Source organism: Telluria sp. ZB2R32 (assembly GCF_059685715.1).
In genome coordinates this window covers 440,853-463,774 of sequence record NZ_JCASIG010000003.1, presented here as the reverse complement: position 1 = coordinate 463,774, position 22,922 = coordinate 440,853, and the positions used below count along the sequence as shown (strand labels likewise).

The following is a 22,922-nucleotide window of genomic DNA, read 5'->3' as shown; positions in this document are numbered from 1 at the left end:
AATCTCATTTCGAAATGGAAGGAATCGCCTCGCCCTCGATCGGATGGCGCGCCAGCATGTGCTCGTCGGGCTTCTTGCGGCGCAGCTTGTCGAGCAGGACGTAAACCACCGGCGTGGTGAGCAGTGTGAGCAGCTGGCTGGCGATCAGGCCGCCGATGATGGCGATGCCCAGCGGCCGGCGCAATTCCGAGCCTTCGCCGAAGCCGATCGCCAGCGGCAGCGCGCCGAGTGCGGCGGCCAGCGTCGTCATCAGGATGGGGCGGAAGCGCAGCAAACACGCTTCGCGCACCGCCACCAACGCCGACACGCCTTTCGCGCGTTCGAGGTCGAGCGCGAAGTCGATGATCAGGATCGCGTTCTTCTTGACGATGCCGATCAGGAGGAACACGCCAATGAGCGCGATGATCGAGAACTCCATGTCGAACATCAGGAGCGCCAGCACGGCGCCGACGCCGGCCGACGGCAAGGTCGAGAGCACCGTGATCGGGTGCACCAGGCTTTCGTAGAGGATGCCGAGCACCAGGTAGATGACGACGATCGCCGCCAGGATCAGGAGCGGTTGCTCCTTGTTCGATTCCTCGGCCGCGCGCGCCGTGCCCTGGAAGCTGCCGCGCACGTTGGACGGCATGGCGATGTCGGCTTCGGCCTGCTTCACCGCCGCCTTGCCGTCGTCCAGGTTGGCGCCTTCGGCCAGGTTGAACGACACCGTCGTCGCCAGTTCGCCGTCCTGGTGGTTGACCGAGGTCGGGGTCGAGCTTTCGGCGAAGCTGGCGATCGCCGACAAGGGCACCATGGTGGTGACGCTGTTCGACAGCGCCGAACCGCTGGAAGCGTCGCGCGTGGCGGTCAGGTTCGAGGCCGGCGTGGGCGTGCCGGCCGCGGTGGTGGTGCCGCTCGTTGCGCCACCGGTGGTGCTGGCGGCGACCGGCGTGGACGATGCCGGCGCAGTGCCACTGGTCGGCCGCGCCGGCACGTACACGTCCTTCAGCGCTTCGGGCGATTGCGCATACTGCTGCGCCACGCCCATGATCACGCTGTACTGGTTCAACTCATCGTAGATCTTCGATACCTGGCGCTGGCCGAAGTTGTTGTACAGCGCATTGTCGACGTCGCGCGTGTTGATGCCCAGGCGCGCGGCGCTGTCCTTGTCGATGGTGACGAACATCTCGACGCCGTTCTCGGCCTGGTCGGTATCGACGTCGACCAGCTGCGGCTGGCGCTTCATGGCGTCGGCCAGCCTGGCGGCCCAGGCCTTCAGGTCTTCGGCGTTGTCGCTCTTGAGCGTGTACTGGTAGGTCGAATTACTGGAGCGCCCGCCCATCCGCAAATCCTGCACCGGGTTCAGGAACAGCGAAACCCCGGTCACGCGCGCCAGTTGCGGGCGCAGGCGCGCGATCACGGCCTGGCCTTTGTCGGTGCGCTCGGAGGCGGGTTTGAGGTCGATGAACATGAAGCCGCCGCCGGCACGCCCGCCGCCGGTGAAGCCGACCACCGTATTCACGGCCGGATCGCGCTTGATGATGTTGACCAGCTGCTTCATCTTGGCCTGCATCGCCTGGAACGAGATGCTCTGGTCGGCGCGGATGCCGCCGCTGATCTGGCCCGTGTCCTGCTGCGGGAAGAAGCCTTTCGGCGCCGCCGAGAACAGGTAGACGTTCAGGCCGACCACGAACACCAGGATCACCATCACCAGCGCCATGCTGCCCAGCGCCCAGTCGAGCGAGCGTTCGTAGACGCGCAGCAGGCGGTTGAAACCGGCCTCGGACCAGCGCGCAAGGCGCCCCGGCGCGCGTTCGATGGTATGGCCCTTCTTGAGCAGCCAGGCGCACATCATCGGCGTGGTGGTCAGCGAAATCACCAGCGAAATCATCACGGCTGCCGACAAGGTCACCGCGAACTCGCGGAACAGGCGCCCCACCTGCCCGCCCATGAACAGGAGCGGGATGAACACCGCCACCAGCGACAGGCTGATCGAGAGCACGGTAAAGCCCACTTCGCGCGCGCCGACCAGCGCCGCCTGCATGCGGTCCATGCCGGCTTCGATATGGCGCGCCGTGTTTTCCAGCACCACGATGGCGTCGTCGACGACGAAGCCGGTGGCGACCGTCAGCGCCATCAGCGACAGGTTGTTCAGGCTGAAGCCCAGCATGTACATGACGCCAAAGGTGCCCAGCAGCGAGACCACGGTGGCCACCGCCGGGATGATGGTGGCGCGCACGCTGCGCAGGAACACGCTCACCACCAGCACCACCAGCAGGATCGAGAGCATCAGCGTGAATTCGATCTCGTGCAGCGATGAGCGGATCGAGTTGGTACGGTCCGACGCCACCTGCAGCTTGACGTCGCCGGGCAGTTGCGCCTGCAGCGCCGGCAGCAGCGCGCGCACGCCGTCCACCGTTTCGATCACGTTGGCCGACGGCTGGCGCGTGATCAGCACGATCACGGCCGGTTCGCCGTTGAACAGGCCCAGGGTATTGATGTTTTCCGGGCCGTCGATGACTTGCGCCACGTCCTGCAGGCGGATCGCGGCGCCGCCGCGCCAGGCCACGACCAGGTCGCGGTAGTCGGCGGCGGTGCGGCCATTGGTCGGCGTGTCGGCCTGCGAATAGATCTGCAGGCGGTTGCCGTTCGCTTCCAGCGCGCCTTTCGGGCGGTTCGGGTTGCTCGACTGGATGGCGGCGCGCACGTCTTCGGCCGAGACGCCGTAGCGGTTCAGGGCGTACGGCAGCAGCTCGACGCGCACCGCCGGCAGCGAGCCGCCGCCGATCTCGACTTCGCCCACGCCGGGCACCTGGGCCACGCGCTGCTGGACGATGTTCGACACCGCGTCGTAGATCTGGCCGGGGCTGCGCGTCTGCGAGGTGAGCGCCAGGATGATCACCGGCTGGTCGGACGGATTGGCCTTGCGGTAGGTCGGGTTGCTGCGCAGGGTGGACGGCAGGTCGGCACGGGCGGCATTGATCGCGGCCTGCACTTCGCGCGCGGCCGAGTCGATCTTGCGGTTCAGGTCGAACTGCAGGCTGACGCGGGTCGAGCCGTTGCCCGAGTTCGAGGTCATTTCGTTGACGCCGGCGATCACGCCCAGCCGCCGCTCGAGCGGCGTGGCGACGCTGCTGGCCATGGTCTCGGGGCTCGCGCCCGGCAAGGAAGCCGACACCGAAATCGTCGGGTAGTCGACCTGTGGCAGCGGCGACACCGGCAGCACGAAAAAGGCGCCGATGCCGGCCAGCGCCAGCCCGAGCGTCAGGAGGACGGTCGCGATCGGGCGCTGGACAAAGGGCTTCGACAGGTTCATGCGCCAACCTCACGCGGCTTGGCCGGCGCCTTGCCGCTCCAGCGGCGCGAAACACGATCAAAAGCTAAATAGATCACCGGCGTCGTAAATAATGTCAGCAGCTGCGACAGGATCAGGCCGCCGAAGATCGCCAGGCCCAATGGCCGGCGCAGCTCCGCGCCCTCGCCCCAGCCGAACATCAGCGGGACCGCCGCGAACAGCGCCGCCAGCGTCGTCATCAGGATCGGGCGGAAGCGCAGCAGCGCCGCCTGGCGGATCGCATCCAGTGGCGTCATGCCCTGGTCGCGCTCGGCCTCGATCGCGAAGTCGATCATCATGATCGCGTTCTTCTTGACGATGCCGATCAGCAGGATGATGCCGATGATGCCGATCACGCCCAGTCCTTGTCCCGTCACCCACAGCGCCAGCAGCGCACCGACGCCGGCCGAGGGCAAGGTCGAGAGAATCGTCAGCGGGTGGATGTAGCTCTCGTACAGCACACCGAGCACGATGTAGACGCAGACCACGGCGGCCAGGATCAGCCACAGCTGGTTCGACAGCGAGTTTTCGTAAGCGCCCGAGGCGCCGAGGAAGCTCAGGGTCACGGCGGCCGGCAGCTTGATGTCGGCGGCGGCGGCGCGGATCGCATCGACCGCCTGGCCGAGCGAGGCGCCGTTGGCGGTGTCGAAGCCGATGGTCGTGGCCGGGTATTGCGCCACGTGGGTCACCTGCAGCGGCGCCTGCTCTTCGCGGATGGTCGCCACCGCCGACAGCGGCGTCGGCTCGCCCGAGCTGGTGCGCAGCTGCAGGCGGCCCAGCGCCTGCAGCGACATCGCTTCGTCCTGTTGCGCTTCGAGGATCACGCGGTACTGGTTGGTTTCGGTGAAGATGGTCGAGACGATGCGCTGGCCGAAGGCGCTGTAGAGCGCGTCGTCGATGCTGGAAGCGGTGATCCCCAGGCGCGAGGCGGTGTCGCGATCGATGTGGACCACGGCGGCGGCGCCGACCGCGCCGGCGTCGGTCGTGACGTTTCTCAGCTGCTTTTGCTCGGCCATGCGCGCGACCAGCTTGCGCGCCCATTCGATCACGGTGGCGTTGTCCGCCCCTTCGAGCGAGACGCGGTACTGGGTCGGGCCACTCTCCGCGTCGATGGTCAGGTCCTGGGTCGGCTGCAGGTACAGGCTCAAGCCGGCCACGCCGGCGACGCGGCGCTTCAGGCGCGTCATGATCTCGTCGGGGTCGCCGTCGCGGTCGCGCTTCAGGTTGATCAGCATGGTGCCGGTGTGGAGCATGGTGTTGTTGGCGGCATCGACGCCGACGTTCGAGGCCAGCGACTCCACGGCCGGGTCCTGCAGGATGGCTTTCGCCGCCGCCTGCTGCATCTCGGCCATGCGTTCGTACGAGATGGCCTGGCGCGCTTCCACGCGCGCCTGCAGCTGGCCGGTGTCCTGGGTCGGGAACAGGCCTTTTGGGATCACCACCCACAGCAGCGCCGTCAGCCCCAGCGTGGCCAGGGCGACGATCAGGGTCAGGCCCTGCCGCGCCAGCACCCAGTCCAGGCCGCGGTCGTACTTGTGGATCACGCGGTCGAAAAACGCCTGGGTCTTGTTCGCCCACTTGCCCGGCTTTTCCTCTTCGTGGCTGCGCAGCCAGCGCGCCGACATCATCGGCACCAGCGTCAGCGACACCACGCCGGAAATCAGGATCGTGATCGCGAGGGTGACCGCGAACTCGCGGAACAGGCGACCGACCACGTCGCCCATGAACAGCAGCGGGATCAGCACGGCGATCAGCGACACCGTCAACGAGATGATCGTAAAACCGATCTGCGCCGCGCCCTTGATGGCGGCGGCCATCGGCTTCTCCCCTTCCTCGATATAGCGCGCGATGTTCTCGATCATGACGATCGCATCGTCGACGACGAAGCCGGTGGCGATCGTCAGCGCCATCAGCGACAGGTTGTTCAGGCTGTAGCCGAGCAGGTACATGACGCCGAAGGTGCCGATCAGCGAGATCGGCACGGCCAGGCTGGCGATCACGGTGGCGCGGATGCTGTGCAGGAAGGCGAAGATCACCAGCACAACCAGCACCACGGCCAGCAGCAGTTCGATCTGCACGTGCTCGACCGAGGCGCGGATGCCGGTGGTGCGGTCGGACAGCACGTCCAGGCGCAGCGCGGCCGGCAGTCCGGCCTGCAGTTCGGGCAGGCGTTCCTTGATGGCGTCGACGGTGGCGATCACGTTCGCGCCTGGCTGGCGCTGCACGTTGAGGATGATCGCCGGCTTCATGTTGGCCCAGGCGCCCAGGCGCACGTTCTCGGCGCTGTCGACCACTTGCGCCACGTTCCCGAGGCGCACGGGGGCGCCGTTGCGGTAGGCGACGATCAGGTTTTTGTAGTCCTCGACGGTGACCAGCTGGTCGTTGGCGTTGATCGCGTAGGCGCGGGTCGGGCCGTCGAAACTGCCCTTGGCGCTGTTGGCGTTCGCCGCCGTGATCGCGGTGCGCAGCGAGTCCAGGCCCATGCCGTACGAGGCCAGCGCCTCGGTATCGGCCTGGATGCGCACCGCCGGACGCTGCCCGCCCGAGAGCGTGACCTGGCCCACGCCCGAGACCTGGCTGATCTTCAGCGCCAGGCGCGTGTTGACCAGGTTTTGCACTTCGGTCAGGGGCACGGTGTCGGAGGTGATGGCCAGCGTCAGCACCGGCGCGTCGGCCGGATTGACCTTGGCGTAGACCGGCGGCGCCGGCAAATCGGCCGGCAGCAGCGAGCCGCCGGCATTGATCGCGGCCTGCACTTCCTGCTCGGCCACGTCGAGCGTCTGGCCGAGGCCGAATTGCAGGGTGACGATCGAGACGCCGGCGGCGCTGGTCGAACTCATGCGCGAGAGGCCCGACATCTGGCCGAACTGGCGCTCCATCGGCGCCGTGACCGTGCGCGCCATCACTTCGGGGCTGGCGCCCGGGTACAGGGTCTGCACCTGGATGGTCGGGAAGTCGACCTGCGGCAGCGCGGACAGCGGCAGGAACTTGTAGCCGACCAGGCCGGCCAGCACGATGGCCAGCATCAGCAAGGCCGTGGCGACCGGGCGGCGGATGAACGGGCCTGAAGGGCTCATGAGCATACCTCAATGTATGGGGCAGACCCGTAAGGTGGGCGGGTCTCCCGCCCACGCGTCCAACCAGCGGATGAACCGTCGCGAAGCAAAACGAAAGCAGAATCAAATGCACGCTTAAGCGAGATGCATCGGTGCGTTGCACGCGTGGGCGGCAAAGCCGCCCACCTTACGATCCCTTGCGGACGAACCTCGATCATTGCGTGCTTCCCTCGCGCTGCTGGCGGCGTGGGCGCTCGCCCTGGGCGCCTTGGCGTCCCGCCGCACCGTTTGCCCCCTGCGGCCGGTCGCCCGGCAGCGTCACTCTGGCGCCATCCTTGAGGCGGTCGGCGCCCTCGGTGATCACCTGCTCGCCTGCTTTCAGGCCCGTGGCCACCTGCACCTTGTCGCCGGTCGCCTGCCCGCGCGTCACCTGGCGCAGCGCGACCGTCTTCTCCTGCGGATTGAGCACGTACACGAAATCGCCGTTGGCGCCATGGCGCAGCGCGTTGACCGGCACCACGACGGCATCCTCGATCGTGCGCACCTGCAGGCTCAGGTTGACGAACTGGCTCGGGAACAGCTTGTTGTCGGTGTTCTCGAAACGGGCCTTGGCGCGCACGGTGCCGGTCTGGACGTCGACCTGGTTGTCGAGCGCGGCGAAGCGGCCGGTGGCGAGCGCGGTGCTGCGGGTGCGGTCGAGCGCGGTGGCGGCCAGCCTGGCGTTCTCGGCGATGCGGCCCTGCAGTTCCGGCACCTGGTCCTGCGGCACGGCGAATTCGACGTCGATCGGCGAGAACTGGGTGATCACGGCGATGCCGTTGGCGTCGCCGCTACCGACCAGGTTGCCGATGTCGACCGTGCGCAGGCCGACGCGGCCGCTGATCGGCGCCTTGACCTGGGCATAGCTCAGGTTCAGGCGCGCCAGGTTCTCGGCGGCGGTATCGGTTTTCACGGTCGCCTCCAGCTGGCGCACCAGCGCGGCCTGGGTGTCGACTTCCTGGCGCGCGATCGAGTCCTGTTCCAGCAGCGTGCGGTAGCGCGACAGCAGCAGGCGCGCGTTTTCCAGCTGGGCTTCGTCGCGCTGGCGCTGGCCGGTGGCCTGCAGCAGGGCGATCTCGGACTGGCGCGGGTCGATCGTCGCCAGCACCTGGCCGGCGCGCACGATCTGCCCTTCGGTGAAGTTGATCTTTTGCAGGACACCGGAGACTTGCGGGCGCACGGTGGCGATCGCCGCCGGCGTGACCGTGCCCAGGGCTTCGAGCGTGACCGGGATGTCGACCTGCTCGGCCGTCGCCACGCCCACCGTGGTGGCCGGTGCGCCGCGCCGTCCGCCGCCCGGACCGCCCGGTCCGCCCGCGCTAGGGCCACCGCCAGGACCCGCACCTGCACCGCCCCGTGCCCCCGCAGCACCCGGACCCGCACCGGCGCCCTGCGGCGTGCGGTGCGTCAGGTGCCAGGCCAGTGCCGCCAGCGCCACCATGGCCAGCACGGCGATCACGCTGCCAATGCGCTTGCTGCGCTTCTTGCGGCGCGGGTCGGTCTTCGGGGTCTTGTTCGGGGTAACGGTGGAATCCATGCTCATCCTTGATGTTCGGCGTACTTGCTGACAAAAGCGCAATGTAATCAGCTTGGAATGTAGCACGCCACACGCGATGAATATGTTTCGTAACGTACATAGCATCCGCGCCAGATCGGCGGCATGGGGACGCCTGCGGGACAGGGCTTTACACGGCTTTACACCATAGGGCGACGTAAGGCGCAAATACACGAAAAAACGGGCGCCGGATGGGTCCGGCGCCCGCTGGAACGCTTGCGCAATTTGTAACAGCGGATACAAATCCGCTACATGGCTTTACCTGTTCACGGTCATGGCAGCTCGCACAGGCAATGGGTGACGGCCGCAAACGGCTTCTTGCCGTCCGCCAGTTCCGACAACCAGCCGAGGTCTTTCGCCACGCCGGCCACGGCGGCGTTCGGGATCGCGTCCGGCAGCATGCCGAGCTTGACCTGGATGGTCATGGCCTGGGCCGCCGACACGCCGATCGCCGACAGCAAACGCTCGAAGGTCGAACCTGGGCGCTCGACATAGGCGACGCGGAAGTCGTCGCCCAGTTTCGCGCGTTTGGCGGCCGAGCGCAGCGCGTCGCCGTAGCTGCCGAGGCGGTCGACCAGGCCGCGTTCCCTGGCTTGGGCGCCGGTCCAGACCCGGCCCTGGCCGACTTCGTCGATTTTCGCCGGCGTGGTCTTGCGCGCCGCCGCCGCCCGCGTGGTGAATTCGCGGTAGACGTTGTTGATGCTCGACTGGACCAATTGGCCGAAGCGCGGGTCGAGCGGGCGCAGCGGGTTGTAGGCGTCGGCCAGCCAGGTGGTGGTCACGCCGGCGGTGCGCACGCCCAGCTTGTCGGCCACCTTGTCGGCGGTCGGCAGGATGGCGAACACGCCGATCGAGCCGGTGATGGTCGATGGGTCGGCGATGACTTCGTCGGCCGCCATCGAGATCCAGTAGCCGCCCGATGCGGCGACGTCGCCCATCGACACCACGACCGGCTTGCCGGCCGCGCGTGTCAGTTCCAGTTCGCGCCGGATCAGCTCCGAAGCATAGGCGCTGCCGCCGGGCGAATCGACGCGCAGCACCAGCGCCTTGATGTCATCGTCCTCGCGCGCGCGGCGGATCATGTTGGCGGTCGAGACGCCGCCGACCACGCCGGGGCCGCCCTGCCCGTCGACGATCTCGCCCGAGGCAACGACCACCCCGACCGCGTCGCCAAAGGCTTTTTGCGGATTGCGCGCGAGGTAGTCGCCGAACGACACCTGGCGGAAGGTCTTGATCGATTCCTCGTAGACACCGCGCTTGATCATCATTGCGCGTACTTCATCCTTGGTCTTGATGCCGTCGACGAGTTTCAGGTTCAGCGCCACCTGCGCCGCGCTGCCGCCGGCCGCTTCCATCAGCTGCGGCAGCTGGTCGACGCTCTTCGCCACGGCGCCGGGCGCCAGCTTGCGGTTCTTCTCGACGCTGGCGGTGTAGCCCTGCCACAGCGCGCCGTACAGGTAGGTGTCGGCCTCGATCGAGGCTTGCGAGGGGCCATTGCTGATGAAGGGTTCGGCGGCGCTCTTGAAGGTACCGACCTTCATCAGGTTGACCGTCACGCCGACCTTGTCGAGCGCGTCGCGGTAATAGTTGCGGTGCCTGCCGAAGCCCTGGATCATGACCATGCCCATCGGGTGCACATAGACTTCGCTGGCGTGCGAAGCGAGCAGGTAGCGCTTCTGGTCGAAGTTGCCGCCCCAGGCGACGACCGGCTTGCCGGCCGCCTTGACGCGGTCGATCGCGGCGCCGACCTCGTGCAGCATGGCCAGGCCGCCGCCGTCGAGTTCGTCGAGCATCAGCAGCACGCTGCCGATGTGCTTGTCCCTGGCGGCGGCGTCGAGCACGACCAGCAGGTCGCGCAGCTCGATCATGCGGCGCGTCTCGCCGCCGACGTTCGACAGCAAGGCGTCGCGCAGGTCGCCGCTGTGCTGTTCGACCAGGTCGCCGCGCAGTTCCAGCACCAGCGCGGTCTTCGACACGAGCGGCTTGGCGCCGCCGCCGAACATCGCCACCAGCAGCGCGATCACGATGATCAGGAACAGGGCATTGAGCACGAAGCGGCGGGTAGCGTCCAGGCCGCGCCAGAACATGCCGATACCGCGGCGCAGGGAAGTCAAAGGCTTGAAGGACATCGGAACTCCAATGAGGGGAAGATCAAACGGTGACGGCAAGTTTACCCGTGGCCTCTTTATGCGAAATCGCAAACAGGCCGGCGAATACGAGTATGCCATTGAGCATCAGCAGTTCAAGTCCCAGCCGATAGCTGCCGAGCAAATATTGCTGATTGAACTCAAGGATCGCGCAAAGAAGCGGCGCGCCGATCGTCACCAAAGGCACCAGGCGGTCGGTCAGGGTGCGCTTCGTCAGCATGCCGAATGCAAACAGGCCCAGCAGCGGTCCATAGGTGTAGGCGGCCAGCTTGAGGATCACGACGATCATGCTCGGCTCGTCGATCCATTTAAAACCCAGCACCAGCACCAGGAACAGCAGCGCGAAGCCGAGGTGCACGTGGCGGCGCAGGCGTTCCTGGCCGGCCTGGTCGAGGTCGGGGCGGCGCTTGATGCCGAGGATGTCGATGCAGAAGGTGGACGTCAGCGCGGTAATCGCCCCGTCGGCGCTGGGGAACAGGGCCGACACCAGCGCGATCAGGAAGATGATCTGCACCGCGGCGGGCAAGTGGCCCATGACCACCGCCGGGAAGATCTTGTCGCCGGTGGCGGTGACGCCGGCCAGCGGCGCGTACAGGTACAGCAGGCCGCCCAGGAACAGGAACGACGACAGCACCACCACCAGCACCGCGGTCAGGCTCAGCAGATTCTTTTGCGAGTCGGCAAGGGTTTTCACCGAGATCGTCTTCTGCATCATTTCCTGGTCCATGCCCGTCATCGTCAGCACGATGAAGATACCGGCGACGAACTGCTTCCAGAAGAAGTTGGGGCTGTCGAAGTCCCAGGTGAAGATGCGCGCCAGGTCTTGCGACTGCATCGCGTTCAGGCTCTCGGGCACCGACATGCCCAGTTCGTTCAGCAGGAACCAGACGCAGGCGAACAGGCCGAACAGCATGCAGGTCGTTTGCAGGGTATCGGTCCAGACGATGGTCTTCACGCCGCCCTGGTAGGTGTACATCAGGATCATGGCCAGGATCACGAGGGTGGTAGCCCAGAACGGGATGCCGAGGCTGTCGAGGATGATGGCCTGGAGAATATTAACAACCAGGTACAGCCGCGCGGTCGAACCGAGCAGGCGCGAGACGATGAAGAAACCGGCGCCGCTCTGGTAGGCGCGCCGTCCGAGGCGCACGTCGAGGTAATGGTAGATCGAGGTCAGTTTCAGGCGGTAGTACAGCGGCAGCAGGATGTAGGCCACGGCGATGTAGCCGAACACGTAGCCGATCAGGATCTGGCCATAGCCGAAGGCATCCTTGCCGACGGCGCCGGGCACGCTGATGAAGGTGGCGCCCGAGAGCGTGGTGCCGACCATGCCGAAGGCGACCAGCATCCAGTTGCTGCTCTTGTTACCGATGAAGAAGCTGTCGTTGTTGGCGTTGCGGGAGGTAGCCCAGGCCACGCCGAGCAGGAGCGCGAAATAGCCGATGAGGATGCAGAAGAGGAGAACCGGGGACATGTATTTTTTGTGGGGTGGTGATGGTGCGCCCAGCAATATACACCCAGAAGAGAACGCGAGCCACCGTTGTAGGGTGGGCTCGAGCCCACGCGGTCGTACCGTTGCGCACCCCAACGTGCGCAATATGACGGGACGCCAGTGCCGCGGCTGGGATCAACGGCGCAAATGTGCGAATGATGAAACCGCTGGGCACAAGTGCCCACCCTACAAAATCGTCAAGCTTCCTCGCCTTCCACCCGCTCGAACGGCCCGATGCACGCCTCCATGGTCTCGTCGCTGCACATCAGGAACAGCGCGCCCGATGGGTGGAAGCGCAGGAAGTTGGTGGCTTTGGTGCCGACCTTGATGATCTCGCCGGAGCAGTCCTGCTTGCCGTTGTCCTTGACGATGCGGTCTTCGAGCTTGTAGAAGCCCTTCTTGCTGGGCCGGTCGGGGATGCGGTATTCGCTTTCGGAGATTTCTTCCTTGCTCGTCACCAGGGTGGTGCCGTCGCCGCGGAAGCGGTAGGTTTCGACGCAGTGGAGTTCGGGCAGCGCCAGGCGCCAGATGCCGAGGATGGGATGGTTCGTCGCAGGCGCCGGCGGGGCGGCCTGGACGAAAGGTGTGACGACGACGAGGGACAGCAGCAGCTTGGACAGCGCACGCATGACAGCTCCTTTCACCACGGTTGTGATTCATCGGTTAGACCGCCGGCGCCGCACCCGGTTGCCGGTGCAGGTCGGCCCGGCCCGCAGGGCCGGTGCTGCTCAGTGCATGCTTCCCTTGCGTACCGCCCTTGCCTGACTACTGCCCTGCCTTCGGCTTGGCCGGACGGCGGCTGCGCGCGGCCGGCTTGCGTGCTGCGCCGGACGCTGGCCGGTTCGACGCGCCGCGGCCGCCTTTGGTGCGCGCGGCACCGCGCTCGCCTGGGGCGACATTGCCGTTGACGTCGTCGGGCAAGACATATTCGTCGTCTTCCCGCGCCAGCGCCGCCACCGGTGCGGCGACTTCGGCGACCGGCACCTCGGCCGGTGTCGCCTCGGCTTCGGCCTGCGGCAACTCGGGTGCGACCTCGAGCGTCGCGGCTTCCACTGCCACCGCTTCCGGCGCGCCCTTCTTCGCCGCCGGTTTGCGCGGCGCACGGCGGCGTTCCTTCTTGGCCGGCGCCGCCTCTGCCGTTTCTGTCGCCTCTACCACTTCCGCCGCCTCTGCCGGCGCAGGCGCGGCTTCCAGCACGGCCGGTTCGACCACGGCCACCACTTCTTCCAGCGCAGCGGGCATCGGCCAGCTCTCGCCAGCCTCGTCCGCGCCCTGTTCGGTGGACTGCGCTACCTCGGCTGCCTCGGCCGCCTCGTCCGGCGTCACCGCCACGAACGGCATGTCGCCGCGCGTGTTCTTGCGGCCACGTCCGCCGCGCGTACGGCCCTTGCCCTTGCCCTCTTCCTTCGGTTCGGCCGCTGCCGCCGCCGTTGCCGGCGTTTCGTCGGTGTCGGCGATGGCGCTCATCTGCGCGCCGTCGAGGATGGTCTCGGCGGCGGTCGGCGCTTCGGCCGGCGCCGCGGCGTTCGCGCCGCTGCTGCGGTAGACATAGGTGCCGGATTTTTCGTCACGGCCGAATTCGAACAGGCCGCGTACCTGCGCTTCTTCGAGCAGGTTGCCGAAGGTGCGGAAGCCGTAATACACCTCGGAGAATTCGGGACGGCGGCGTTTCAGGGTGTCCTTCAGCAGCGACGCCCAGATCTTGCCGGTGTCGCCGCGTTCGGAGACCAGCGCGTCGAAGGTTTCGACCACCATTTCCAGCGCCTGCGTCTTGCGCGCTTCGAGTTCTTCCTTGCGGCGGTCGTCGCCCGGGCGCTTGTTCTGCGGGGCCGACTTGCGCGCTTCCTGCACTTCCTTGCGCTTGGCGGCGGCGCGCGTCACTTCGCGTACCAGGTCGTCGTAGAAGATGAATTCGTCGCAATTCGCCACCAGCAGGTCGGAGGTCGACTGCTTCACGCCCACGCCGATGACTTGCTTGTTATTCTCGCGCAGCTTGGAGACCAGCGGCGAAAAGTCGGAGTCGCCGCTGATGATGACGAAGGTGTTGACGTGCGACTTGGTGTAGCACAGGTCGAGCGCATCGACGACGAGGCGGATGTCGGCGGAATTCTTGCCCGACTGGCGCACGTGCGGAATTTCGATCAGTTCGAAGTTCGCTTCGTGCATCGTCGATTTGAAACCCTTGTAGCGCTCCCAGTCGCAATACGCTTTCTTGACGACGATGCTGCCCTTGAGCAGCAGGCGCTCGAGCACCGGCTTGATGTCGAATTTTTCGTAGTTGGCGTCGCGCACGCCCAGTGCGACATTTTCGAAGTCGCAGAACACCGCCATGCTGATGTTTTCGGATGAAGCCATAGTTTTTTATTTTCTGATGAGAGAGACAGGTACCTGCCGGATTATACGCACAACCACTCGTGCGCCACGCGCAGGTGCGGTCCAGCTTGAAGGTGAGGCCAGCAGTTACAGCCGTGCCAGCGTGGCGGCGTCGGGGAGGCCGTCGAAGAACTGGTCGAGGCAGGTCTGGAACACGGCTTCGTCGGGCGCGACGTCGCTGAACAGGGTCATCGAGGAATGGAACTTGCGGTCGTCGGGCGCGTCGAAGATCTCGCCGATCTCCACGTCCCGGTGCAGCGACACCAGACGCGCGCACTCGCGCAGGCGCGGCCCGAGCACCGGGTGCGCAAGGTAGGCGGCGGCTTCGTCGCCGTCCGCGATCGCATAGGTGCGCGCCATCTCGCTCTGGCCGAGGCCGGCGATTTGCGGGAACACGAACCACATCCAGTGCGTGCGCTTGCGGCCCGTGCGCAGCTCGGCCAGGACATCGGAGTACACGGGGTCCTGGGCGGTGACGAAACGGTCGAGGTCGAAATCCTTGTCCATGGCAGTTCCCCTTTCGCTTCATGCTACATCGTTCGGCGGATTTGCTAAAGTGGCGCCACGATGAAACCCGAACACCTGCCACTGCTGCTGACGCGCGCCATGCCTTACGGGAAGTACGAAGGCCGGAAAATTGCCGACCTGCCCGGCCATTATCTCGGCTGGTTCGCGCGCGAAGGCTTTCCGCGCGGCGAACTGGGCGAGTTGCTGGCCCTGATGTACGAACTCGACCATAACGATTTGCGCGGCTTGCTCGACCCGCTGCGGGGCAGCCGTTAAGTGCTAACGCCCCGTTGCTACCCGGCCTTTTGGCTATAATCGGCCCAAGCCCACCGACTTGGACAGCCATGCAACCAGATCCCGCCCCGACCGTCCTCGTCGTCGAGGACGACGACCATATTTCGCAGGTCCTGCGCTTCATGCTCGAACGCCAGGGCTACCGGGTCGTGCACATGGCCGACGGCCGCGCCGCCGCCCGGCACGTCGCGCAAGCCGAGCCGCCGGCGCTGGTCCTGCTCGACGTGATGCTGCCGTATGTCGACGGCTTCGCGATCGTCGGGCTGATCCGCGCGACGCCGGCCTGGCGCGAGGTGCCGGTGCTGATGCTGACGGCGAAAAACACCGAGCGCGACACCGTGCGCGCGCTCGACGCCGGCGCCAACGACTTCGTCACCAAGCCGTTCCAGCCGCAGGAACTGCTGGCGCGCGTGCGTCGCTACCTGCGCACTGGTGGGTAGGGTGGCCGGCTCCACCCGGATGGCTGCGCATCGGTATCGATTGCGCCGCCCACGCGTTCAACGGACTGCCGATACGACGCACGGCTGATCGAAAGCTGCCTGAACGCGTGGGCGGCGCACAGGCAGCCGACGATCGTGGTCCACGGTAGAGCCGACCACCCTACGAGGATGTGAAAAAATCGCCATGGCTGCGTTGCCTCGTCTCGCCGTACCCTCGTACTGTCTTCGACTCGGCGCCGGGCGGCCGTATCCCTTGCCCTGACGTTTTTTTCACATCCTCTACGCCAGCGGCAAGTCGACGTGGAAGGTGGTACCGCTGCCCGGCGCCGTGTCGAAACTGATCTGCCCACCCTGCTCCTCGACCAGGCTCTTGCTGATCGACAGTCCCAGCCCGGTGCCGCCCTTCTGGCGCGTGTCGGCGCCGTCGGCCTGGGCGAAGCGCTGGAAGACGCGCGACTGGAAGGCTTCCGGGATGCCGCTGCCCTGGTCGCGCACCGACAGGCGCGCGCCGCCGGCATGTACGCACAGGGCCAGCGTCACGGTGGCGCCGCGCGGCGAGAACTTGATCGCGTTCGACAGCAGGTTGGTCAGCACCTGCACCAGGCGGTCGTGGTCGATCGCGGCGTTCAAGCCGCGCGCGCCTTCCTCGCAGTCGAGCAGCAGGCGCACGCCCATCGGCGCCGCGTAGGCCTGCATGCCCGCCAGCGCCTGTTCGGCCACCGGCAGCAGCGGCTGCGGGTGGCGCTCGAACTGCATGCTGCCGGCCTCGATCTTCTGCAGGTCGAGCACGTCGTTCACCATGCGTACCAGGCGCTCGCAGCTGTCGTGCGCGATCCCGACCAGGCCGGCGACGTCCGGCGGCAGTTCTCCGGCGATGCCGTCGGCCAGCATCGACAGCGAGGCGTAGATCGCGGTCAGCGGCGTGCGCAGTTCGTGCGAGACGGTGGCGATGAACTCGCTCTTGAGCTGGTCCACTTTCCGGCGCTCGGAGATATCGTGCAGGAACACGGCAAAAAAATTGCCGTCCACGCCGGTGACCAGGCCGGCCGTCATCTCGATCGGGAATTCGACGCCCTGGCGGTTGATTACCAGCAGTTCCATGCGCCGCTCCAGGATCGGGCTGTAGCCGGTCGTGCGCACCGTGTCGATGGCCCGGTAGGTGCTGGGACGGAAGCGTTCGGGCACGATCAGTTCCGGCATCGGCCAGCCCAGCACTTGCGCGCGCTTCCAGCCGAACATGCGCTCGGCGGCGCTGTTCCAGTCGGTGACCAGGCCGCGCATGTCGACGCCGACAAAGGCATCCTGGGCCGCCTCGACGATGGCGCCGATGCGCTGTTCGCTGGCCTGCACCGCCGCCAGCGCCCGTTCGAGTTCGTGGGTGCGCGCTTCGACCCGGGCCTCGAGCGTGGCATTCGCGCCTTTCAGTTCGTGGCGCCGGTGGCGCAGGTCGGTGATGAGCGCGTTGAGCGTGGCCGACAGGGTCTCGACCTCGACATAGCTGCCGGCGCCCGAAGCCAGCTGCAGGGTCTCGCCGCCGCGAATGCGTTCGGCCTCCTGCACCAGCCGTCCCAGCGGGCGCGTGATGTAGCGCGCCAGGACCACGCCGACCAGCGAAAACACCAGCGCCAGGCCGATGCCGCTCCACAGCGCGCGCTGGCGCAGGGCTTCGGCCGGCGCAAAGGCTTCGCTCTCGGCCTGGCGCACCAGCACGGTCCAGCCCAGGCCCGGATAGGCCTCGAAACCGCGGCTGCGGCTGAATCCGACCAGGTAGGACGTGCCGTCCGGCCAGCGCTCGACCAGGTGGCCGGCATCGCGGCGCTGGGCCGCGCGCAGGCTGGGCAGGTCGAGTTTCGTGCCCTGCAGGCCGGCCGGGCCGAGCAGCACCTTGCCGTCCCCGCCGACGATCAGGGCCTCGACCTGGCCGCGCGTGGCCAGCGGCGCGATCACCGAGCGCTCGACCGCGCGCGCCCACTGCCACGACAGGTGCGCGCCCAGCACGCCCAGCGTCTTGCCGTCGGCATCTTTCCAGGGAAAGGCGACGTCGACGAAGCGGCGTGGCTCGCCTTCCTGCTGCGGCAGCAGTTTGGCCAGCAGCACGGCTTCGTGCACGTCGCCGACGTTGATGCCCTTGAGCGCATTGCGGAACCACGGCCGCTGCGACACGTCCGCTCCCTCCAGCAGGCCGCGCCCGGCCACCTGCACCCGGCCGTCGAGGCCGGCCATGCCGATCCAGTCGTAATAGCCGTAGGATTGCTGGATGCTGTCGAGCGCGGCGCGGCGGTCCTCCATACTGCCCCGGCCGGGGGCCAGGTCGCGCCGCTGCGCCAGCAACCGCACCTCGCGGTAGCGTTCGTACATGCCGCGGTCGAGCTTGTCGACCGTTTGCAGCGCCAGTTCGCGCAGGCCCTGGCCGATGCTCTCTTTCGCCTGGCGGGTGGCGGCGACGTCGACCACTTCGACCAGCAGCACGGTCAGGAACAGCGACAACAGGGAAAAGGCCAGCGCCAGCCAGGTGCCGAGGCCGCGCCGGGCGGGACGGCGGGAGGTGTGCTCGAGGGGGCCAGGCTGTGCTGCGGGAAGCGGTTTCGGGGAACGGTCCATGGGCATCGGAGGATTTCTTATGCCGCAAGAGTACCATGCAGCCATGCCCGCGGCGGCCCGGGCCGGCGCCGGACGCACGGCCGTGGCCGATTTCTTTTATACTTACCGGTTACTCCAACCGCACCAGAGCACAGCATGTCCAATAACGCCACGCCCGCCGCCCCCCTGCTCGACTACGTCACGTCCTGCGCGCTGCCCACGCCCTGGGCCCAGTTCACGCTGCACGCCTTTGTCGAGCACTCCACGGGGAAAGAGCACCTGGTGATGGCACTCGGCGACATCGGCAACGGCGAGCCGGTGCTGGCGCGCGTGCACTCGGAATGCCTGACCGGCGACGTGCTGTTCTCGCAGCGCTGCGACTGCGGCGCCCAGCTCGAGGGCGCGCTGAAACGCATCGCCGCCGAAGGGCGCGGCGCCCTGCTCTACCTGCGCCAGGAAGGCCGCGGCATCGGCCTGGTCAATAAAATCCGCGCCTACCGCCTGCAGGAAGCCGGCGCCGACACGGTCGAAGCGAACCTGCAGCTGGGCTTCCATGCCGATGCGCGCAACTACGAGCTGTGCCTGCCGATGCTGGAACAGTTCGGCATCAAGCAGGTCAAGCTGATGACCAACAACCCGCGCAAGATCGACGCCCTGAGCCGCCTCGGCATCGAAGTGGTCGAGCGGGTACCGCTGCTGGTCAACCGCAACGCCTTCAACAACAGCTACCTGAATACCAAGCAGGCCAAGCTCGGCCACATGATGGCGCCGCCAGCCGAGCTGGTGCCTGAAGATGGTGAACTGTAACGTTCTGCAGACAACAGAGTAGAGTGGCAAGATAGCAGGCAACGACTGCTATCGATGCCGGGCAACCTAGCCCGTGCATTTGCCCGCATGAAATTTATCGCCAGCCTGCTGCTGTTCTGCTGCTTCGGCACGGCCCACGCGGCCCCTGCCGCCGCAGCGGCGCGCGGCCAGCTGCCGGCAGGGCCGGCCGCCAGGGAGCCGGCAGCACAACCGCTGGCGGTTCCGCCGGCGACGCCGCCCGGCACCACGCCGGCCGCCCCCGGCCCCGGCGAACTCGACACCACCACGACGCTGCCGCCGCCCTCCTCGGCCGCGCAGCAGCTGTACTCGTCGGCCCAGGCCGACCTGCTGCAGATCCGCATGCTGCTGAAGAACGGCCGCACCCAGTCCACCGTCGGCTCGGGCTTCCTGGTCGGAACCAGCAACCTGGTGCTGACCAATTACCACGTGGTCTCGCAAATGGCGCTCGACCCGGAAGTGTACGCCGGCGAATACGTCGACACCGATGGCCGGCGCGGGCCGGTCGAACTGCTGGCCGTGGACGTGCTGCACGACCTGGCGGTGCTGCGCGTGAACCGCAACGGCAGCGGCTTTTTCAGCGTGCCCGACAAGGCGGTGAAACTGACCCAGGGCCAGTACCTGTACTCGCTCGGCAATCCGCTCGACCTCGGCTTCGCCATTTCCGAAGGCGCGTATAACGGCGTGGTCAGCCGCAGCTTCTACGACCAGCTGATCTTCAGTGGCCCGATCAATTCGGGCATGAGCGGCGGACCCAGCGTCACCTCGAGCGGCACCGTCGCCGGGATCAACGTCTCCAAGCGGCGCGACGGCGAGGCGGTCAGCTTCCTGGTGCCGGTGAAATACGCGCAGCAACTGTTGCGCCAGGTCGCCGGCCAGCGCACGGTGCCGAAGGATTTCAACCCGCTCATCGCCGAGCAATTGCTGGCGCACCAGCGCGCGATGGTCGGGCGCCTGCTCGACACGCCGTTCTCGATCAAGAACATGGGCCCCTACCTGGTGCCAGTGCGCGAATCCGGCCAGGTACGCTGCTGGGGCCGCTCGAACGTCATGGCCGAAGCCTCGTTCAGCTCGGACACGCTCAGCTGCGCGATGGAGTCGGCGATCTATGTGTCGGACAACCAGCAGACCGGGCAAGTGTCGATGACCCACCAGTACCTGCGCACCGCGAACTTGCATCCGCTACGCTTTGCCGCCCTGGCAAGCAGCCAGTTCGGCCTCGACCGCCTCGGCAACACGCGCGACGCGCGCTTGACCGGGCCGCTGTGCAGCGAGCGTTTCGTGCATTCGAACACGCTGCCGCTGCGCGCCGTCACCTGCGTGCGCGCCTACCGCAAGTTTCCGGGCCTGTACAACTTCACCCTGCTCACGGCCAGCACCGACAATCCGCAGGCTAGCCTGCAGAGCCGCCTCGACGTCGCCGGCGTGTCCTACGAGAACGGCATGCGGGTGGCGCGCGCTTTCCTGTATGCGCTCGGGCGGACCGGCAAATTATGACGGGACCCTGGTTCATCGAAACCCTCGCACGCAACGGCGACGTGCTGCACCGGCACCGGGTCGAGCGCCTGCCGATCCACATCGGGCGCGGCTACGACAACGATTACATCCTCGACGACGCCTACGCCGCCCCGCGCCACGCGCGGGTCGAGGCGGATGCGGACGGCTCCCTGCTGCTGACCGACCTCGGCACCCGCAATGGCGTGGTGCACGCAGGCAAGCGCAGCGACCGGTTGCCGCTGACGGGCGATACGGTGGTGCGGCTCGGCCACACCACGCTGCGCATCCGCGCCGCCGGTTTTCCGGTGCCGGCCGAACTGGTCGACCGTACCATGCACGGCTGGGAAGGCGTGCTGCCGGGCTTTGCCGGCGCGCTGCTGGTGTCGATCGTGGCGCTGTTTACGATGTGGCTGGCCGATACCCAGGCCTTCCGGCCATTCCGCTACCTGCTGGCGCTGGCCTATGGATTGGGCGCGGGCCTGGTCTGGAGCGGCCTGTGGGCCTTCGGCAACCGCCTGTTCGGGCGCCACGCGCGCCTGGGGCGCCACCTGTTCATCTTCGGCTGCGGCATCGTCGCGCTCATGCTGTTCCGGCTGAGCTCGTCCGCCGTGGGCTATGCGTATTCGATCGAAGTGTTTACCCGCTACGGTTCGCACGTGGCGATCCTGCTGGTGGCGGGCATGGTGTATTTCCACCTGACGACCGTAAAACCCGAGCCGCGCAAGCGCTACGCGATAGTCTGCGCGGCGCTGGCGGTGCTGGGCTCGGGGCTGGTCCTGATCAGCAACGAGCAGCGCAATGGCCGCCTGGCCGATGAACTCTACATGTCGGTACTGCTGCCGCCCGAGATGCGCGCGACACCGGACGACAGCGTGGACGATTTCCTGGCGGACGTCGCGGCCATGAAGCAAAAGCTCGACCGCGAGCGCCAGGATGAGGGTGGCCAGGCACTGGCTGAAGGCTCGTGAACCAGCCGGCCGGACTGGTGCACCCTCCTGCCCAATGCCTGTGGTGTCTCAGGCGCCGTGCGCGCCCTTGCCGGACTGGGCGCTGGAGCCGTTGCCGTCCGGCCGCTGCGCACCGATGCCCTGGCTCGAACCGGCATTGCCGCTTTGCAGGCTGGCGCCGGCGCCGCCATTGCCCTGGGCGCGGTCATGGCCGTTGCCGGTCGTGAACGGATCGACGAAGCGCTGCAGCGTGTCCTGGCCCTGGCGCAGGCCGCGCTGGGTTTCTTCGGAAGCGGTGCGAGCCACGTCGTCGGCCAGCTGGCGTGCGGTCTGCGTGGTCTTTTGCACGTGCTGTTCGGTGACGCGGGCCAGCTCGACCTGGGCGTCGGCCGCCAGGCGCGAGATGTGCTGCTGGTAGGCGCGCAGCTTTTCGGTGGCGGGCTGGGCGCGCGATGCGGCGGCGCTGAGCACTTCGGTCTGGCGGTCGGCGGTCAGGATCTGCTGGCTGGCCAGGGTCGTTTCCTCGATCATGGTCTGGACCAGCTGGATGTTCAGGTTGCACATCTGCTGGAAGGACTGGAACAGCGACTTGGACATGTCGTTCATGAAAGCGGTCTGCGCGTCCAGGTGGGTGCGCACTGCAGGAGTTACCGATTGGGAAAATGGATACATGCTTGCCTCATTCATGGGTAATGGTTTGTAGGAGTATTCGAATTGTGCGGCGCACGGCCCGCAGGCCCGCACCGACGATCCGTCCGGAAACGCCATGGAGTGAAAATGCCGTGGCCTGTCTGAACGAAGGCTCAAGGCTAAGGCAGCGAGAGGTCGAGTGTTTGCGCTAAATCAAATGTGCGCCGCAACAAAAATGGAGCCTGGCGGCGCGGGATCTGGCTCGGCGCGGCTCAGCCGGTGTGACGTTCGACCCAGCCGGCAAAGGTGTCGACGAAGGTCTGCAGGAAGCCGCGCAGCGATTCGTCGGTCAGCCGGTCGCCGTCGAATTTGTCGGCGATACCGCCGAGATAGGCTTCCGGCGCCGGCATGGCGGGCATGTTCAGGAAAGGCAGCATCTGGCGCAGGTGGTGGTTGGCGCCGAAACCGCCGAGCGCGCCCGGCGACTGGCTGACGATGGCGCACGGCTTGCCGGTCCAGGCGGCCTTGCCGTAAGGGCGCGAACCAACGTCGATTGCGTTCTTCAGCGCGCCCGGCACCGAGCGGTTGTACTCGGGCGTAATGAACAGGACGCCGTCGGCGGCGCGGATGCGCTCGCGGAAGGCGGTGAACGCCGGCGGCGGGTTGTCGGTGTCGATGTCCTGGTCATACATCGGCAGGTCGCGCAGCTCGACGATCTCCATCTCCAGCTTGCCCGCCGCCAGCTGGATCATCACTTTAGCGAGCCTGCCGCTGTACGAGTCCTTGCGCAAGCTGCCCACCACGACTGCGATTTTTTTCGATGCCATGCCTTCCCCTCTTTCTTTGTTTGCAAAATCCCGATGGTAACCATTTCGCCGATCGCCGCGCGCGCAGTTATGGCACCTGCGCCCTGCCCCTCAGATGCGGCCGCGCCGGAATGCCGCCAGAAACTTGCGCGCCTGCGCCGCGCTCAGCACCTGCACCGGGTCGCCATGCCAGGCATACAGGAAGGGCTCGCCGCCGAGGCGGTCGGTCAGCTTGGCGTTGAGCAGGAACCGGGTACCGGCCGGAAATTGCGCCGGGTCGCGCAGCGCCCCTGCGCACTGCACCCGCATCGACGGCGCAAAGGCCTGCCCCGGCATCGGACGGATCTGCAAGCGGCCGCTACGGCCTTCCGGCACCGAATGCACGGCCACTTCGCGGTAGGCCCAGCTGTCGCGCGCCATC

The 22,922-nt window shown here is 66.9% G+C and carries 17 protein-coding genes; 5 read left to right on the top strand and 12 right to left on the bottom strand.

Going from position 1 to position 22,922, the window contains the following annotated elements:
- Nucleotides 1-4 precede the first annotated feature (4 nt).
- The 8 genes from AC56LG_RS11485 to AC56LG_RS11450 all read right to left on the bottom strand — a co-directional run bounded on the left by AC56LG_RS11485 (nt 5) and on the right by AC56LG_RS11450 (nt 14,482).
- Nucleotides 5-3,295, bottom strand: coding sequence for an efflux RND transporter permease subunit (locus tag AC56LG_RS11485; protein ID WP_497166230.1), 3,291 nt, complete (start codon nt 3,293-3,295; stop codon nt 5-7).
- Nucleotides 3,292-6,390: a multidrug efflux RND transporter permease subunit gene (locus AC56LG_RS11480; protein ID WP_497166229.1), complete on the bottom strand. Its 3,099-nt coding sequence runs from the start codon at nt 6,388-6,390 to the stop codon at nt 3,292-3,294. Before AC56LG_RS11480 ends, AC56LG_RS11485 begins: the two co-directional genes overlap by 4 nt.
- Before the next feature lie 193 nt (nt 6,391-6,583).
- Nucleotides 6,584-7,945, bottom strand: a complete 1,362-nt coding sequence (locus AC56LG_RS11475) for an efflux RND transporter periplasmic adaptor subunit (protein WP_497166228.1) — start codon at nt 7,943-7,945, stop codon at nt 6,584-6,586.
- Between the two features lie 290 nt (nt 7,946-8,235).
- Nucleotides 8,236-10,092 carry a signal peptide peptidase SppA gene (gene sppA, locus AC56LG_RS11470; protein WP_497166227.1) on the bottom strand — a complete coding sequence of 619 codons (1,857 nt, stop codon included), beginning with the start codon at nt 10,090-10,092 and terminating at the stop codon, nt 8,236-8,238.
- A gap of 22 nt (nt 10,093-10,114) precedes the next feature.
- The gene (locus AC56LG_RS11465; RefSeq protein ID WP_497166226.1) at nt 10,115-11,584 is read right to left on the bottom strand and encodes a sodium:solute symporter; all 1,470 of its coding nucleotides are present in this window, start codon (nt 11,582-11,584) and stop codon (nt 10,115-10,117) included.
- 215 nt (nt 11,585-11,799) lie between these two features.
- Entirely contained in the window at nt 11,800-12,231 is a 432-nt protein-coding gene (locus AC56LG_RS11460) for a hypothetical protein (RefSeq protein ID WP_497166225.1), read from the bottom strand.
- A 136-nt stretch (nt 12,232-12,367) separates the two neighbouring features.
- Nucleotides 12,368-13,957, bottom strand: a complete 1,590-nt coding sequence (locus AC56LG_RS11455; protein ID WP_497166224.1) for an NYN domain-containing protein — start codon at nt 13,955-13,957, stop codon at nt 12,368-12,370.
- 105 nt (nt 13,958-14,062) lie between these two features.
- Nucleotides 14,063-14,482 (bottom strand): DUF1810 domain-containing protein, encoded by a 420-nt coding sequence (locus AC56LG_RS11450; protein WP_497166223.1) that lies wholly within the window; start codon nt 14,480-14,482, stop codon nt 14,063-14,065.
- 60 nt (nt 14,483-14,542) lie between these two features.
- On the opposite strand from AC56LG_RS11450, the gene AC56LG_RS11445 reads away from it, so the two are divergent.
- Together AC56LG_RS11445 and AC56LG_RS11440 are read left to right on the top strand one after the other, a co-directional pair.
- Nucleotides 14,543-14,758, top strand: a complete 216-nt coding sequence (locus AC56LG_RS11445) for a DUF3820 family protein (protein ID WP_497166222.1) — start codon at nt 14,543-14,545, stop codon at nt 14,756-14,758.
- A gap of 68 nt (nt 14,759-14,826) precedes the next feature.
- The gene (locus AC56LG_RS11440; RefSeq protein ID WP_497166221.1) at nt 14,827-15,216 is read left to right on the top strand and encodes a response regulator transcription factor; all 390 of its coding nucleotides are present in this window, start codon (nt 14,827-14,829) and stop codon (nt 15,214-15,216) included.
- A gap of 279 nt (nt 15,217-15,495) precedes the next feature.
- Here AC56LG_RS11440 and AC56LG_RS11435 read toward each other — a convergent pair whose 3' ends face one another.
- Nucleotides 15,496-17,817 (bottom strand): sensor histidine kinase, encoded by a 2,322-nt coding sequence (locus AC56LG_RS11435; protein WP_497166220.1) that lies wholly within the window; start codon nt 17,815-17,817, stop codon nt 15,496-15,498.
- 135 nt (nt 17,818-17,952) lie between these two features.
- Between AC56LG_RS11435 and ribA the strand changes: the two genes are divergently transcribed.
- From ribA to AC56LG_RS11420, 3 genes are all read left to right on the top strand, one after another.
- Nucleotides 17,953-18,603, top strand: a complete 651-nt coding sequence (gene ribA / locus AC56LG_RS11430; protein WP_497166219.1) for a GTP cyclohydrolase II — start codon at nt 17,953-17,955, stop codon at nt 18,601-18,603.
- An 87-nt stretch (nt 18,604-18,690) separates the two neighbouring features.
- A complete protein-coding gene (locus tag AC56LG_RS11425) occupies nt 18,691-20,118 on the top strand; it encodes a S1 family peptidase (protein WP_497166218.1) in 1,428 nt (475 codons plus the stop codon).
- Nucleotides 20,115-21,086: an FHA domain-containing protein gene (locus AC56LG_RS11420; protein ID WP_497166217.1), complete on the top strand. Its 972-nt coding sequence runs from the start codon at nt 20,115-20,117 to the stop codon at nt 21,084-21,086. Before AC56LG_RS11425 ends, AC56LG_RS11420 begins: the two co-directional genes overlap by 4 nt.
- 48 nt (nt 21,087-21,134) lie before the next feature.
- On the opposite strand, the gene AC56LG_RS11415 is transcribed toward AC56LG_RS11420, so the two are convergent.
- The 3 genes from AC56LG_RS11415 to AC56LG_RS11405 all read right to left on the bottom strand — a co-directional run bounded on the left by AC56LG_RS11415 (nt 21,135) and on the right by AC56LG_RS11405 (nt 22,921).
- Nucleotides 21,135-21,737 (bottom strand): phasin family protein, encoded by a 603-nt coding sequence (locus tag AC56LG_RS11415; protein ID WP_497166216.1) that lies wholly within the window; start codon nt 21,735-21,737, stop codon nt 21,135-21,137.
- 230 nt (nt 21,738-21,967) lie between these two features.
- Entirely contained in the window at nt 21,968-22,522 is a 555-nt protein-coding gene (locus tag AC56LG_RS11410) for an NADPH-dependent FMN reductase (RefSeq protein WP_497166215.1), read from the bottom strand.
- Between the two features lie 90 nt (nt 22,523-22,612).
- Nucleotides 22,613-22,921, bottom strand: coding sequence for a hypothetical protein (locus tag AC56LG_RS11405; RefSeq protein WP_497166214.1), 309 nt, complete (start codon nt 22,919-22,921; stop codon nt 22,613-22,615).
- Between the last annotated feature and the right edge of the window lies 1 nt (nt 22,922).